Annotated in this window: 15 protein-coding genes; 7 read left to right on the top strand and 8 right to left on the bottom strand. The window is 61.5% G+C overall.

Annotated elements, in window-relative coordinates:
• Positions 1-89 precede the first annotated feature (89 nt).
• Positions 90-524 carry an Lrp/AsnC family transcriptional regulator gene (locus tag IT763_RS06735; protein ID WP_164052673.1) on the top strand — a complete coding sequence of 145 codons (435 nt, stop codon included), beginning with the start codon at positions 90-92 and terminating at the stop codon, positions 522-524.
• Here the strand turns inward: IT763_RS06735 and dinG are convergent, their stop codons facing one another.
• The 4 genes from dinG to IT763_RS06715 form a co-directional block, all read right to left on the bottom strand.
• On the bottom strand, positions 525-2,723 hold the full coding sequence (gene dinG, locus IT763_RS06730) for an ATP-dependent DNA helicase DinG (protein ID WP_015377137.1): 2,199 nt from the start codon (positions 2,721-2,723) through the stop codon (positions 525-527).
• A gap of 66 nt (positions 2,724-2,789) precedes the next feature.
• The gene (locus tag IT763_RS06725; RefSeq protein ID WP_016928540.1) at positions 2,790-3,182 is read right to left on the bottom strand and encodes a tautomerase family protein; all 393 of its coding nucleotides are present in this window, start codon (positions 3,180-3,182) and stop codon (positions 2,790-2,792) included.
• Positions 3,172-3,504 (bottom strand): carboxymuconolactone decarboxylase family protein, encoded by a 333-nt coding sequence (locus IT763_RS06720; RefSeq protein ID WP_033640942.1) that lies wholly within the window; start codon positions 3,502-3,504, stop codon positions 3,172-3,174. Before IT763_RS06720 ends, IT763_RS06725 begins: the two co-directional genes overlap by 11 nt.
• 124 nt (positions 3,505-3,628) lie before the next feature.
• Positions 3,629-4,285: a glutathione S-transferase family protein gene (locus IT763_RS06715; protein WP_033640943.1), complete on the bottom strand. Its 657-nt coding sequence runs from the start codon at positions 4,283-4,285 to the stop codon at positions 3,629-3,631.
• A gap of 241 nt (positions 4,286-4,526) precedes the next feature.
• Between IT763_RS06715 and ompC the strand changes: the two genes are divergently transcribed.
• From ompC to IT763_RS06700, 3 genes are all read left to right on the top strand, one after another.
• Entirely contained in the window at positions 4,527-5,624 is a 1,098-nt protein-coding gene (gene ompC, locus IT763_RS06710) for a porin OmpC (protein ID WP_004939326.1), read from the top strand.
• Between the two features lie 179 nt (positions 5,625-5,803).
• Positions 5,804-6,655 carry a GNAT family N-acetyltransferase gene (locus tag IT763_RS06705; RefSeq protein WP_033640944.1) on the top strand — a complete coding sequence of 284 codons (852 nt, stop codon included), beginning with the start codon at positions 5,804-5,806 and terminating at the stop codon, positions 6,653-6,655.
• Positions 6,656-6,672: 17 nt separating this feature from the next.
• Positions 6,673-7,503 carry a 5'-nucleotidase, lipoprotein e(P4) family gene (locus IT763_RS06700; RefSeq protein WP_206195282.1) on the top strand — a complete coding sequence of 277 codons (831 nt, stop codon included), beginning with the start codon at positions 6,673-6,675 and terminating at the stop codon, positions 7,501-7,503.
• Between the two features lie 384 nt (positions 7,504-7,887).
• Here the strand turns inward: IT763_RS06700 and IT763_RS06695 are convergent, their stop codons facing one another.
• The 4 genes from IT763_RS06695 to IT763_RS06680 all read right to left on the bottom strand — a co-directional run bounded on the left by IT763_RS06695 (position 7,888) and on the right by IT763_RS06680 (position 11,015).
• Positions 7,888-8,304 (bottom strand): GNAT family N-acetyltransferase, encoded by a 417-nt coding sequence (locus IT763_RS06695; protein ID WP_228009653.1) that lies wholly within the window; start codon positions 8,302-8,304, stop codon positions 7,888-7,890.
• Positions 8,305-8,336: 32 nt separating this feature from the next.
• Positions 8,337-8,855 carry a GNAT family N-acetyltransferase gene (locus tag IT763_RS06690; RefSeq protein WP_016928545.1) on the bottom strand — a complete coding sequence of 173 codons (519 nt, stop codon included), beginning with the start codon at positions 8,853-8,855 and terminating at the stop codon, positions 8,337-8,339.
• A gap of 2 nt (positions 8,856-8,857) precedes the next feature.
• Positions 8,858-9,427, bottom strand: a complete 570-nt coding sequence (locus tag IT763_RS06685; RefSeq protein ID WP_151254858.1) for a helix-turn-helix domain-containing protein — start codon at positions 9,425-9,427, stop codon at positions 8,858-8,860.
• A 133-nt stretch (positions 9,428-9,560) separates the two neighbouring features.
• A complete protein-coding gene (locus IT763_RS06680) occupies positions 9,561-11,015 on the bottom strand; it encodes an MFS transporter (protein ID WP_079449509.1) in 1,455 nt (484 codons plus the stop codon).
• 103 nt (positions 11,016-11,118) lie between these two features.
• Here IT763_RS06680 and IT763_RS06675 point away from each other — a divergent pair, with 103 nt between their 5' ends.
• The 3 genes from IT763_RS06675 (at position 11,119) to yedA (ending at position 13,474) form a co-directional block, all read left to right on the top strand.
• Entirely contained in the window at positions 11,119-11,772 is a 654-nt protein-coding gene (locus IT763_RS06675; RefSeq protein WP_049299510.1) for a metalloregulator ArsR/SmtB family transcription factor, read from the top strand.
• Between the two features lie 175 nt (positions 11,773-11,947).
• Positions 11,948-12,442, top strand: a complete 495-nt coding sequence (locus tag IT763_RS06670; RefSeq protein WP_015377128.1) for a DUF2878 domain-containing protein — start codon at positions 11,948-11,950, stop codon at positions 12,440-12,442.
• A gap of 108 nt (positions 12,443-12,550) precedes the next feature.
• A complete protein-coding gene (gene yedA, locus IT763_RS06665; RefSeq protein ID WP_206195281.1) occupies positions 12,551-13,474 on the top strand; it encodes a drug/metabolite exporter YedA in 924 nt (307 codons plus the stop codon).
• Positions 13,475-13,559: the final 85 nt, after the last annotated feature.

Genomic DNA, 13,559 nt, shown 5'->3' with positions numbered 1-13,559 from the left:
GGGCGGCTTTCCATAGCATAAAAAAGGCAAATATGCTTAACTGCCTTTTTCTCGCAGCTATAATAAATAAAACACCTAACGGAGGCGTTATGGATGATATCGATCGCCAAATCCTGACCATTCTGGCGGAAGATGCGCGCGCGTCGTTGAAGACGCTGAGCGCGCAGGTGGGCCTGTCGTCGCCAAGCACGTCGGAAAGACTGCGGCGGCTGGAGGAAAACGGCGTGATCCAGGGCTATACCCTGAACGTCAATCTGCAGGCGGTGGGCTACGCCTTCGAGTCGCTGGTGCGCATCAAGCCGCTGCCGGGCATGCTGAAGAAGGTCGAGCAGCTGATTCAGGCGATCCCGGAAGTGGTCGAATGCGATAAGGTGACCGGCGAAGACTGCTTTATCGTGCGGCTGGTGGCGCACTCGATGGCGCAGCTCGACCACACTCTCGATCGGCTGGCCGAGCATGCGCAGAGCAACACCTCGATCGTGAAAACCACGCCGGTCAAGCGCCGCCTGCCGCCGCTGCTCTGATTAACGCCGCCGCTTGCGGGCGAACGGGTTGCCGCGCTTCTTCTCTTTTTTGGCCGCATCGGCGGCGGATTTCAGCGCCGCCAGATGCGCCTTGTCGGCCTCCGGCACCGCGCGCTGCTCGATCGGGAACACCGGCAGCGACGCCAACAGCCGCGAACCGTAATTTTTGGTCAGCAACCGGCGATCGTAGATCACGATCTCGCCGTAGCATTGGTTGCTGCGGATCAGACGGCCGACCTGCTGGATCAGGTTGAACGAGGCGCTCGGCAGGCTCTGCACTTCGAACGGATAGCGCTTCAGCGATTTCAGCCACTCGCCTTCGGTGATGATCACCGGGCTGTCGATCGGCGGAAACGCGATTTTGTGAATATGCACCTGGGTCAGCAGTTCGCCTTTCAGATCCAGCCCTTCGGCGAACGATTGCAGCCCCACCAGCACGCTGGCGACGCCCTTCTCCACCCGCTTGCGGTGCTCTTCCACCAGCCGGTAGCGCGGCTGGTCGCCCTGCACCAGCAGCATCAGCCGCAGATCGGTCACGTAGCTGAGGAAAGTCTGCATCGCCCGGTGGCTGCTGAACAGGATCAGCATGCCTTTGTGCTTGCCGCTCGCCTGCTCGGCGCGGAAAAACCGCGCCATTTCCTCGAGGTGCTCCGCCTCGTTGGCGAGCGCCGGTTCATAGCGCATCTGCGGAATGACAATCTTGCCCTGTTCGACGTGATTGAACGGCGAAGAGAGCGTTTCGAAGCGGTCGCCGGCCTTCTCGCTCAGCCCGCTCATCTCCTGCAAACGCGCGAAGCTGTTCAGTGAACGCAGCGTGGCCGAGGTGACCACCACATGCGGCACCTTGCGCCACAGCAGCTTCTCCAGCTGATCGCTGACGCGGATGCCGACGCAGTGCAAATACAGATGGGTGACGTTATCGCGCAGTTCGCGCGTGACCCATTTGGAGATCGGCGCGTTGGACGACTTGTCGAGCGCCGCCAGCCGCCACAGCTTGCTCATCGCCTCCAGATAGCCCAGCGTGCGGCTCATCTGCAAGATGGCGCGGTGCAGGCGCATGATGTCGTGCTTGCCGGTCTGCTCGGTAAGATCGTTAAGCACGAACTCCGCCAGCCCGCGCAATGCATCGGTCAGTTTAAACAGCCGCGCGCAGCTCTCCACCATCTCCGCCGGCAGCTCGCCCATTTCAAAACGGTGCTCGGCCGCCACGCTGTCGCCGGGCAGATAGGCGCTGACCTGATGCTCGAAGATCTGCACCAGCTCACGCAGCTCCTCGCAATGGTTCTTCAGCCGTTCGCTGTTGGCCAGCCCCGGCGGATTCTTCGGCCGGTACTGCGTCATGCACTGCTCGACCTGGCGGACGATCATGTCCAGCTGCAGGTTGGTCGACAGCGCGGTGATTTCCCCGTCGATCTCCAGCGCATCGCGCGCCACCTCCGGCAAATGGTGGCCTTCGTCCAGCACCAGCAGCAATTCTTTCGGGTTCGGCAGCACCGATTCCGTCTCCAGCGCCGCCATCACCAGCGCGTGGTTGGCCACCACTACGTCGGCGCTCTCGATCTCTTTGCGGGCGATATAAAACGGGCATTCACGGATGTAATGGCAGTTGCGCCCCAGGCAGTTGGCCTTGTCGGTGCTCAGCTTGGCCCACAGCGGATCGTCGATGCTCTGCTGATAGTGATCGCGCAGCCCGTCCCACTCGAAGCGGGCCAACGCCTTGGTCAGTTTCTGGCACAGCGCCTGCTCTTCGCCGCTGGACGGCGCCAGTTCGTCGTCGAGGAACAGCGTCAGATCGCCCTGTTGGCTAACGTCGGTGCTCATCGCCGCCAGGTTGCGCGGGCAGACGTAACGCCCGCGGCCAAAGGCGCCGGTAAATTTCAGATCGGGGATAATCTTCTTCAGCAGCGGCAAATCTTTGCTGTAGATCTGGTCCTGCAGCGCCACGTTGGCGGTGCTCACCACCAGCGGCTTGCTCTCCGCCCGCCCGACGGCGATGCCCGGGATCAGGTAAGACAGCGTTTTGCCGACGCCGGTCGGCGCCTCGATCGCCAGATGGCGCGGGTAGTCGCCGGCCAGCGTCTTCGCCACTTCGGCGATCATCTGGCGCTGGGGCGCGCGGGAAATAAAATCCGGTATTTGCTGCTGCAGGGCTTTGTACCACTGGCCAATCTGATCTTTAACTGCGGAGGAGAGCGCCATTCAACTCTTATCTAAACGAAATGATGGCGCTATTGTCCCACAGACCGCCGACGACGTCAGCCCGAGTTACGCCTGCGGATCGATCATTGAGGCGCGCCCGCCGCCGAACGACCACTCGTCCAACTGGGTGGTGGCGATCACCACCATCACATCCTCGGGGTTCAGCCGCAGCTTTTCCGCCAGCAGCGCCGCCAGCCGTCGGTAGAAACGCCGCTTGGTGTCGCTGTCGCGCGGCCGCCCGGCGGTGATGTAAAACAGCACGAAATCCGCGCTGCGCGGCCCGCCGAGATAGTCGCGATCGTAGATAAGCTCGCCGGGGCGGTATTGATCGATCACCTGAAACCTGTCCGTCGGCGGCACCTCGAAGGCCTCCACCAGCGCCTGATGCAGGCTGTCGGACAAGGTTTGCAGATAGTCGGCGGACTTGCCCTGATGCAGGGCGATGCGGCTAAACGGCATGGGGCGCCTCCGGTTCCAGCTCGCGCAGGCGCGCCACGGCCGACGCCGCCGCGGGCCAGCCGGCATAGAACGCCAGGTGGGTGATGAGCTCAGCCAGCTGCTGATGCGCCACGCCGTTGCGCTGAGCCAGTTGCAGGTGAAACGGCAGTTGTTCCACGCGGTTAAGCGCCACCAGCGCGGCGACGGTGATCAGGCTGCGTTCGCGCGGGCTCAGCGCCGGCCGCTGCCAGACATCGTCAAACAAGACGCTGTCGCTGAGCTGCGCCAGCTTGGGGGCGATATCGCCGAACGCCTGTTGCCCGGCCTGGGATTTTGATGGCATCACACTCTCCTGTCAGTTGCGGATAGCCTTACGCTACCCGCCAGCGAGGCGAGTGAAAATCGGGATTTTCGGCAGTCTCAGTTCAGAAAAACGGGAGGGTTCCCCGCCGGGCGGCGGGGCGATGTCACGGTTCCAGCGGGGCAACGCCGTCGAAATGGGCGCTCAGCAGCGCATTCAGCTCCGGCCGCTGTTCCACCCGTTCGGCAATGGCGTACAGTCGCGGGCAGTGTTGCCGGAACCACGCGCGGCCCGGCCGCCAGTTGCACATTACCGCCAGGTACAGATCCAGCGCGCTGAAGCTCTTGCCGAGAAACCACGGGCCAGACGCTCCTGCGGCGGCGTTCAACTGCCGCAATAAACGCTCGCGATAATCCATTACCGCGTTTTTCAGCTGTTCCGCCCCTGCCGCCTGCGGCTGCCAGCGCTGCGGATGGTCGGCATAGGTGAAGGTGGGGTAAATCTCCGCGTTGATGAACAGCAGCCAGCGCAGAAAACGCGGCAACAGCGGCGAACCGCCGGGCGGCGCCAGTTCGGCATGCGGTGCGCGATCGTGCAGCAGCAGGATAATCGCCGCGCTCTCCGTCATCACTTCGTCATTGGGCAGCACTAAGGTGGGCACCTGGCCCAGCGGGTTCAGCGCCAGCAGGCGATCGCGCTCCGGGCCGTCCTGCGTGTAATCCACCTCCTCATAGCCCCAGGGGAAAGCGGTCAACGCCAACGCGGCGGCCACGATGGTCGAGCCGCAGCCCTGCGTACCGAACAAAGTATAAGTATCGTGCATGATTCCTCCCGCAGCGGAACAAGGTATCGGTAACTGTAGACCAGCCGCCGACCATCGGCTGAAGAAAAAATTCACCCTTTGCGCGACTTTTTTAATCGTTCGACATGAAAATGAATTTTTTGTCATAAATAGATCACATTACTACGGTAAAAATTCTCCGCCGCCAACAATCAGGCGGCACAGTAAAACAGCAATGCAACTGATGATAAGCGTCTTTCAATCGAATAAAGCAGGGTAACCCATGAAACGTAATCTTCTGGCCGTTATTATTCCGGCACTTTTACTTGCGCAAGCGGCACAGGCAGCAGAAATCTACAATAAAGACGGCAACAAGCTCGATTTTTACGGTCGTGTGAAAGCCCTGCATTATTTCTCTGATGATGCCGGCAACGATGGTGATAAAACCTACGTCCGTATCGGCTTTAAAGGCGCGACTCAGATTAACGATATGCTGACCGGCTATGGCCAGTGGGAATATCAGATCGCCGCCAACCATTCTGAATCCGACGGCACCAAAGACACCAAAACGCGTCTGGGCTTCGCCGGTCTGAAATATAAGGATCTCGGCTCCTTCGACTACGGTCGCAACTACGGCATCATTTACGACGTTGGCGCCTGGACGGATATGATCCCTGAATTCGGCGATGATGCTTATATCAAGACCGACAACTTTATGAACGGCCGTACCAATGGCGTCGCCACCTACCGTAATAACAACTTCTTCGGTCTGGTTGACGGCCTGAAATTTGCCGTGCAGTACCAGGGCAAGAACGAAAACGACGGCCGCTCCGCCAGCAAGGCGAACGGCGACGGCTGGGGTCTCTCCTCCAGCTATGAAATCATCGACGGTCTGAGCGTGGGCGCCGCCTATGCCTCTTCCAACCGCACCGCCACGCAAAAGGCGGGCACCTTCGGTAAAGGCGACAAGGCCGATATCTGGGCCGGCGGTCTGAAATACGACAACAACAATGTCTACCTGGCCGCGACTTATTCGCAGAGCCGCAATATCGCGCCTATTTCCGGCACCGCCACCATCAATAATAACTCGACCTCCGTTAGCGGCTTCGCCAATAAAGCGGAAGGGATTGAATTGGTCGCGCAATATCAGTTCGACTTCGGTCTGCGCCCATCGCTGGGTTACGTTCAGCAGAAAGGCAAAGATATTGAAGGCATCGGCGACGTCGATCTGGTGAAATATTTCGACGTAGCGGCGACCTATTACTTCAACAAAAACATGTCCACTTATGTCGAATATAAAATCAACCAGCTTGATGACGACAACAAACTGGGTCTGAAAAACGACGACGTCGTTGTTGTCGCCCTGACCTACCAGTTCTGATGTGATGAATGAATAACCACCACTGCAAACTTTAGCGTCACTTGATACCCAGAGTTTTATTTCGCCGGGCGGCTGCGTCCGGCTTTTTTGTTTTTATTTGCCCCGCCAGCGAATCCCCCCGCTTGCCTTGCAAAACAAACGGGTCTACATGTATAGCTTTCCCCCGAGCGGAATCAGCCATGCATAACGACGGACGCTTCGACTACCACAACGCCTTGCGCTACAGCAGCGACGAACTGGCCAACATCCTCAACCACTGTTTTGAAAACTACATCGTGCGTTTCGTGCTCGACGGATCGACCTTCGCCGCCCGCTTCGGCGCCGAAGATCTCAGCCTGAACGACAGCCTGATCGTCACCCACCGCCATGAACCGGTGGCGGTGGCGCTGATCGCCCGCCGTGGCCGTCACAGCCGGGTTGCGGCTTTTTCCGTGCGCCCGGAGATGCGCGGCCAGGGGCTGGGCAAGGCGCTGATGCAGCGGCTGGTGGCGGATGCCCGCCAACGCGGCGACCATCGGCTGTCGCTGGAAGTGATCGAAGGCAACGACGCCGCGCTGGCGCTGTATCACCGCGCCGGGCTGCGCATCGTGCGCACCCTGACCGGCCATCAGGCGCCGGCGGAAGTGCCGCCAGGCACGGCGGCGCTGCAGGCGGTCGATCCGCTGACCGTCAGCCACCGCCTGACGGCGGAAGGCGCCACCGACCTGCCCTGGCTGATTGCCCCCGAATCGCTGTTCAAGCTGCCGGGCACACCGCGAGCCTATACGCTCAATCGTCAGGCCTACGCCGTGGTGATGCCCGGCGCCGAGCACTGCTGGCTGCGCCTGATCTACGTGCCGCCGCAGCACCGCGGCCAGGGGCATGCCCGCGCCTTGCTGGCCGCCCTGCAAGCGCAGTTCGCCCCTTTGCCGCTGACCGCCAACGTTTTTGTGCCCGAGGTGGCCGCCCCCTTCTTTACGCATCTTGGCTGGCGGCAGGATCCCCTGCGCCAGTTTGAGATGGATATGCTGCTGGACAGCCCACAAAAATAAAACCGAGAGAGATAACGATGGCAGGAAAACAGACAAGGAAACTCACCCTCGGCGCGGCGGTTGGCGTCGCGCTGCTGACGTTGGCCGGTTGTGCGCAACAGCCGCACACCGACGCCCAGGACCAGCAGCGGCTGGCGGATCAGTCGGTGCTGGCGGTGAACTGGTTCCAACAGTCCGGCGAATACCAGGCGCTGGCGCATCAGGCATTCAACAGCGCGCAACGCGCCTTCGATCAGGCCAAGACCGCGCCGGGCCGCAAAAAGGCGGTGGTGGTCGATCTGGATGAAACTCTATTGGACAACAGCGCCTACTCCGGCTGGCAGGCGCAGCACGGCCAGCCGTACGACGGCGCCACCTGGGCCCAATGGACGCAGGCCGAACAGGCCGGCGCGGTGCCGGGCGCAGTGTCGTTTGCCCGCTACGTTAACGCCCACCAGGGGACGATGTTCTACGTCTCGAACCGCAAGCAGAGCGAATACGCCGCCACGGTGGCCAACATGCAGAAGCTCGGATTCACCGGCATGTCGGAAAAAACCGTGCTGCTCAGCACCGATACCTCCAATAAGCAGGCGCGCTTCGACGCCATCAAACAAGCCGGCTATGACATCGTGGTATACGCAGGCGACAACCTGAACGACTTCGGCGCCGCGACTTACCACCAGGACAATGCGCAGCGCCGGGCGTTCGTCAGCGAGAATCAGGGCAAGTTCGGCACCGAATTCATCGTGCTGCCCAACCCGCTGTACGGCGATTGGGAAAGCGGCCTGGCTCGCGACTACAACAAGCTGACGCCGCAACAGAAGCTGCAGGTGCGCCAACAGGCGATCAAGGCCTGGCGCGGGCGCTGACTCAGGAATAGGGAGAAATGCCCCATATAACCTAATATTTTGTCAAAAAGGGATTAGCGGAGCATGCCGCCGAACCAATGGGAACGTTAGTTCGGCGGCATGAAGATGAAGAAATGCGGATGCTCAAATTCTGGGTTGCGGGCACCAGAAATGTGAGAAATCGGTATCGGCACCGCCCTGTGAGTTAATCCAATAACGCTTCTCGGTGAAACGAGCACTTTCACATACTTTCAGCAATGTCAGAGTAGCCAATCCGTTAATTCTCTCGATTTTAATCGCCCGAACAGCGCAGCAGCATCCGCTCTTTGATGTAATCTGAACGTAACCTAAGCAGGCAAGGCACGGATCTTCAATGTCAAATGGCTATAGAAACTTGCAACATCATTACAGAACTTTCTCGAAACAGACCGCCTGTGGGTTACCTCGATAACGGCCATAGTTTTCGCGTATCCGATACCCCTGAGCCAGATAAAACTTGATGGCACGCAAGTTCACGCTTCGGGTTTCCAGCCACAGTTGACGATACCCCAACCATCGAGCCTGTTGTTCCAGAGCCTGCAATAATTTACGACCAATACCATTGCCAGGCTCACGTACATACATTCGTTTTAACTCTGCAACACCAGAAGTTAATCGACGCAGCGCCCCACAAGCTACGGCCACATCGGCAGCATTGCGTACCAACATAAAACAACCTCCATCCGCTTCTATAGAAGCAGGATCAAACGAGGACGTACCGCTATCGCCTGTGATCTCAGCCAGCTGCACCGACAACTCCGCCATCAGTGTCAGTGCGTCCAAGCTATCGACTTCACTTAATAGTATCCGAAGAGTCACAGCAGTTTGTACATATAGCAGGTGGCCTCCAACGCCCCGCCGTCGCTGGCGCGGGCGTATTGCGGGATGTCGCCCGCCGCCTCGAACCCCAATTGACGGTACAGCCCCTGCGCCGCGCTGCCGCTCAGGGTATCCAGCACCAACAGGCTGCGGCGATGACGCGCCGCCAGCGCCTGCACTTCCTGCATCAACAGCCGGGCGACGCCCTGCCGCCGCGCCTGCGGGTGCACCATCAGCTTGACCACTTCCGCGCGGTGGCGGCCGTTGTCCGGCATCGCCAGTAACAGCTGCACGGTGCCGACCGGCCGGCCGTTCGCGAGCGCCACCAGCATCGCACGCTCTCCCCGCGCGATGGCCGGCAGCAACCCCTGCCAAAACGCCTGCGCCTGCGTCAGCGTAAAGGGCATGACAAAACCGATGCTGGCGCCGTGCGCCACGCTGGCGTGCAGCATCTCGGCCAAGTCGACAATGGCGCTTTGCGCCGCGCCGGCGTCCCACTGTTGCAATTCAATCATGGCTATGGCCTGCAGATAACGAGGGTGTAATGGGCCGGCTCCTCGCCGGGGACATGGAAACGGGAGGCGCCGAACAGGCGGTAACGCAGGCAGTCGCCGGCCGACAGCCGGAAAACGCGCCCTTCCAGGGTCAATTCCAACTGCCCGGACAGCAACCAAAGGTGATGTTCCAGCGCCGGAATCGACGGCAGGTCGTAATCGATCTGCGCGCCGGCATCAAGCCGGGCTTCGATAAACTCGGCCTTATACAGCGCGGCAGGCGGGGAAACAGAGCGACGGTGAAAACCGCTGGCGCGATCGACCCACACCGGCTGTTGCGGCGGCCGCAGCAGCTCCGGCGGCTCGTCTTCGATTTCGCTCAACAGGCGCGACATGGTTAACCCGTAGGCGGCGCACAGCCGGTTCAGCAACGATGCCGTCGGGCTGGTCTCGGCGCGCTCCACCCGCGAGAGCGTCGCCCGGCTAAGGCCGGTGCGCTGCGCCAACTCCTCCAGCGACCACGCCCGTTGCTGGCGCAAATCCGCCAGCCGCTGCGCCAACCTCAGGTCGGCCGTCTCCAAACCGTTATCCATCGTTCATACTCCGCTTAAAAATCCCATATAAGAGAAATAATCTCAAATTAGAGATATAGCAAGCGGATTTTAAAATGTCGCGCAGGAATAACGCCTGGATCACCGCGAACATCACCAGGTGAGGAGAAGCGTTCTAGCTCTCGCGCGAGGGCGGGGTTTGTACAAAATTGCCCGTTTCGGCCCCCGGCGGCGCGATCGCCGCGCAGCGCCAGGCGCTGAATACCGCCAGCAGCGGCGCCAGCGCGAACGCCAGGAACAGCCAACGCGCCGCCGATGCCGCGCCCGTCGCGCCGCCCGGATCGTTCAGCCCCGCCAGATTGGCGATCATCCCGGCCAGCGCCGCGCCGAATGCGGTGGCGAACAGCTGCACCGTGGTAATTGAAGCGCCGGCGATATCTTTGTCCGCTTCAGGCGCCACCTGCAAAATGCGCGTCAGCAGGTGCGGCCAACCGAAGCCGATGCCGAATCCCACCAGCAATAGCGCAATGACGATCGGCGCCAGCGCCTGCCAGTGGCCGCCGGACGGCGTCGGCATCAGGATCGCCAGCGCCAGCAGGCCTACCAGCACAAACAGCGGCCCGCTGACGATCGCCCGGCGAATGCCCGCCCCACGCCAGCCGGAGCTGAGGATCTCGGACAGCGTCCAGCCGGCGGCCATGGCGGCGGCGATATAGCCGGAGATCAGCGGCGACTGGCCGTGCAGCAGCTGCAGGAAATAGGGCACGAAGATTTCGCTGGTCATGCCGATCACCAGCAACGCGGTCGTGATGTACAACGCCGCCAGCGATGAGCCGCGCCGCAATGCGCCATGCGGCAACAGGCGGGCGCGCGCGTGCGCTTCACGCTTCATCAGCCAGGCCATCAGCACCAGCGAAAGCGCGATGCCCGCCAGGTTGATCCAGGCGCTGTGCGCCAGGCTGCCGGCGGACACCACCAGCACCGCCACGGTCAGCAACAGCAGTTGCGCAGTCGGCAACGGCGCGGCCGCCTGCTGCGCCTTGCCCTTGGGCAGGATCAGGAAGGTAAACGCAGCGTACAGCGCCATGATCGGCAGCAGAATGCCGAAGGCCCAACGCCAGGCGTGCAGCTCGGCGAAAATGCCGCCCACCGCCGGCCCCACCAGGGTGGCGATGCCCCACATCGCCGAGATAAGCGCCATGGCGCGCGGCCACAATCGCTGCTCGAACACCAGGTTGATCATCGCGTAGGAGAGCGCAAAGATCAGCCCGCCGCCGAAGCCCTGCACCGTGCGGCCGATCAGCATCACCGGCATGCTCGGCGCCAGCGCGCACAGCGCCGCCCCGGCGATAAAGAACAGCGAAGCCACCAGATAGGCGCTGCGTGCGCCATAGCCGCTGAGCAACCGGGCCGACAGCGCGGAGCCGAGGATCGACGCCACCACGAACAGCGTGGTGTTCCAGGCATAGAGATCCAGCCCGCCGATATCCTGCACCACCGAGGGCAGAATGGTGGTGGCGACCAGAATATTTATGGCATGCAGCGCCACGCCAAGCGAGAGCGCGATCGCACTGGCCGCATTTTTGCCGGAGAAAAGGTCACTCCAGCGGCTATCGTCATGGGTTATCACGGTTGTCGTCCTGTTTTCAGAGGAATGGCATTGAGTTGGTCATAAGATTGCGTTAAATTTAACAAGAGTTATCTTGGAATAAGTTAGGGCGAGGCGGAGAAATATGTCAAGAATAAACTTGGAAAATAGCGGCAGCACCGCACAATCGGTCAGTGACCGCTTGCTGACGTTATTGAAAACCCGCGGCCCGCAGCTAGCTTCTGACGCAGGAAAGGTGCTCGGCACCACCGGTGAGGCGGCCCGCCAGCAGTTCGTCAAGCTGGCGAAAGAGGGGTTGGTCGAAGCGGTGGCGGAAACGCGCGGCGTGGGCCGCCCGGTGCAGCTGTGGCATTTGACCTCGGCCGGCAACGCGCGCTTTCCCGATACCCATGCGGATCTGACGGTGCAGCTGCTGCGCACCGTGCGCGACAAGCTGGGCGAACAGGCGATCGACGTGCTGATCGAGAGCCGCGAGCAGGAAAACCGCATCAACTACAAGCAGGCGATGATCGGCGCCACCGAACTGCGCGAACGCGTGGCGCGCCTGACCGAGATCCGCTGCCGCGAAGGGTATATGGCCGAATGGCGCCAGGAGGAGGACGGTTCCTATCTGCTGGTGGAAAACCACTGCCCGATCTGCGCCGCCGCCACCGTCTGCCAGGGTTTCTGCCGGGCGGAATTAAGCATCTTCACCGAAGTGCTGCAGGCGCAGGTGGAGCGCGCCGAACACATTTTGGCCGGCTCGCGCCGCTGCGCCTACCGGATTTCACGCCTGTAACACCGGTTTTTGCCCACGTTTTCAACCGGTACAGATTATTCTGCTTGTGCACCCCGCACCTTCCCTTCTAAGGTTGAACTAACGAACATTCAGGCAAACAGCGGGCCTCGCGCCCGCTCTGGCAAATCCGTCGGCGCTTAGCGCAGCGGCAGAGTAACCCCACGGGAGTTGAACGATGAAGAAGCCGCATGCCGGATTCTGGCTGGCGACGCTGGGACTGGGCGTTTGCTGGCTGCTGGCGCTGCTGACTCGCGATCGGCTCAACGGCATACTGCTGGCCGGCGCGGCGCTGGCGCTGATCTTTACCCCTGCCGCCCGCCGCAAAGGCGCGGCCCTGGCCGCCCTGGGCGGTATCGGCATGGATGGGCTGTGGAGCTACAGCGGCGTGCTGCACTACAGCGGGCAACACGGCCTGCCGCTCTGGACCATCGCGCTGTGGATCGGCTTCGGCTGCTGGTGGTATTGGTTGCTGGACGTCGTCAGAGCGGCCCCCTGGCCGCTGGCGGTGTTGGGCGCCGCCGTCGGCCCCTTCGCCTACGCCGTGTCCTGGAAGCTGGACGCCTTGTTGCCCGGCGTGCCGCCCGAGTTCATGCTGCTGCTGCTGGCCGTCGGCTGGTCGATTTACCTGCCGGCCGTCAGCTGGCTGCAGTGGAAACAGCAAGGCCATTGAACGGCTTTCAGCCGCCGGAAAAATAATGCCGAAGGCCATTGCTTATCGGTTGCCCGATCGGGTTTACTGAGCGTTCTAATAATAATCACTCCCGCAAAATACAATCCTATGCTTAGCCAACAAAGCCGTAGCGTCCTGCCGTTGATCGGGGCGTTGTTCACGTTATATATCGTTTGGGGTTCCACCTATTTCGTCATTCGCCTCGGCGTCGCGCAGTGGCCGCCGCTGATGATGGCCGGCATTCGTTTTCTGATCGCCGGTATCGTGCTGTTCAGTTTCCTGGCCTGGCGCGGCCACGCGCTGCCGACGCTGAAGCAGTGGCTGGCCGCCGGCGCCATCGGCATTCTGCTGCTGGCGGTGGGCAACGGCCTGGTGACGGTGGCGGAACACCAACATGTGCCGTCCGGCATCGCCGCGGTGATGGTGGCGACGGTGCCGCTGTTCACCCTCTGCTTCAGCCTGCTGTGGGGCATGCGCAACACCAAACTGGAATGGGCCGGCATCGTGCTCGGATTGGTGGGCATCGTGCTGCTCAACACCGGCAACAACCTGGTAGGCAACCCGACCGGCGCGCTGCTGATTTTGTTGGCGTCGGCCAGTTGGGCCTTTGGGTCGGTCTTGGGATCGCGCATCTCGCTGCCGGCCGGGCCGATGGCCGGCGCGGCGGAGATGCTGGTCGCCGGCGTGGTGTTATTGGCAGCCAGCCAGCTGAGCGGCGAGCGCCTCACTCAGATGCCGAGCACCGGCGGCTTTCTGGCGCTGGGCTATCTGATCGTCTTTGGTTCGATGCTGGCGATCAGCGCCTATATGTTCTTGTTGAAGAACGTGCGCCCGGCGGTCGCCACCAGCTACGCCTACGTCAACCCGGTGGTGGCGGTGCTGCTCGGCATCGGTTTTGCCGGCGAATCGCTGGCGCCGCGCGAGTGGCTGGCGCTGGTGATCATCGTGGCGGCGGTGGTGCTGGTGACGCTGGGAAAATACCTGTTCGCCCGTCCGGCCAACGTGCAGGCCATCGACTGCGAACGGCGATGATCACAAAGGGCGGTCTGCGGGCCGCCGTTAAAAACGATTCTTGTTTCACCCGGCGAAGGGGCTATAATTCCCGCTGTTCCAAGCA

The organism is Serratia sp. CMO1, assembly GCF_015689115.1.
Taxonomy (GTDB): domain Bacteria; phylum Pseudomonadota; class Gammaproteobacteria; order Enterobacterales; family Enterobacteriaceae; genus Serratia; species Serratia marcescens.
The sequence above is the reverse complement of the archived record's forward strand: the minus strand, read 5'-3'. Positions and strand labels throughout refer to the sequence as shown.

Excerpts from the sequence above, each read along its gene's own strand:
- IT763_RS06735 (WP_164052673.1), top strand. The coding sequence starts at position 90 with ATGGATGATATCGATCGCCAAATCCTGACCATTCTGGCGGAAGATGCG.
- dinG (WP_015377137.1), bottom strand. The coding sequence starts at position 2,723 with ATGGCGCTCTCCTCCGCAGTTAAAGATCAGATTGGCCAGTGGTACAAA.
- IT763_RS06725 (WP_016928540.1), bottom strand. The coding sequence starts at position 3,182 with ATGCCGTTTAGCCGCATCGCCCTGCATCAGGGCAAGTCCGCCGACTAT.
- IT763_RS06720 (WP_033640942.1), bottom strand. The coding sequence starts at position 3,504 with ATGCCATCAAAATCCCAGGCCGGGCAACAGGCGTTCGGCGATATCGCC.
- IT763_RS06715 (WP_033640943.1), bottom strand. The coding sequence starts at position 4,285 with ATGCACGATACTTATACTTTGTTCGGTACGCAGGGCTGCGGCTCGACC.
- ompC (WP_004939326.1), top strand. The coding sequence starts at position 4,527 with ATGAAACGTAATCTTCTGGCCGTTATTATTCCGGCACTTTTACTTGCG.
- IT763_RS06705 (WP_033640944.1), top strand. The coding sequence starts at position 5,804 with ATGCATAACGACGGACGCTTCGACTACCACAACGCCTTGCGCTACAGC.
- IT763_RS06700 (WP_206195282.1), top strand. The coding sequence starts at position 6,673 with ATGGCAGGAAAACAGACAAGGAAACTCACCCTCGGCGCGGCGGTTGGC.
- IT763_RS06690 (WP_016928545.1), bottom strand. The coding sequence starts at position 8,855 with ATGATTGAATTGCAACAGTGGGACGCCGGCGCGGCGCAAAGCGCCATT.
- IT763_RS06685 (WP_151254858.1), bottom strand. The coding sequence starts at position 9,427 with ATGGATAACGGTTTGGAGACGGCCGACCTGAGGTTGGCGCAGCGGCTG.
- IT763_RS06675 (WP_049299510.1), top strand. The coding sequence starts at position 11,119 with ATGTCAAGAATAAACTTGGAAAATAGCGGCAGCACCGCACAATCGGTC.
- IT763_RS06670 (WP_015377128.1), top strand. The coding sequence starts at position 11,948 with ATGAAGAAGCCGCATGCCGGATTCTGGCTGGCGACGCTGGGACTGGGC.
- yedA (WP_206195281.1), top strand. The coding sequence starts at position 12,551 with ATGCTTAGCCAACAAAGCCGTAGCGTCCTGCCGTTGATCGGGGCGTTG.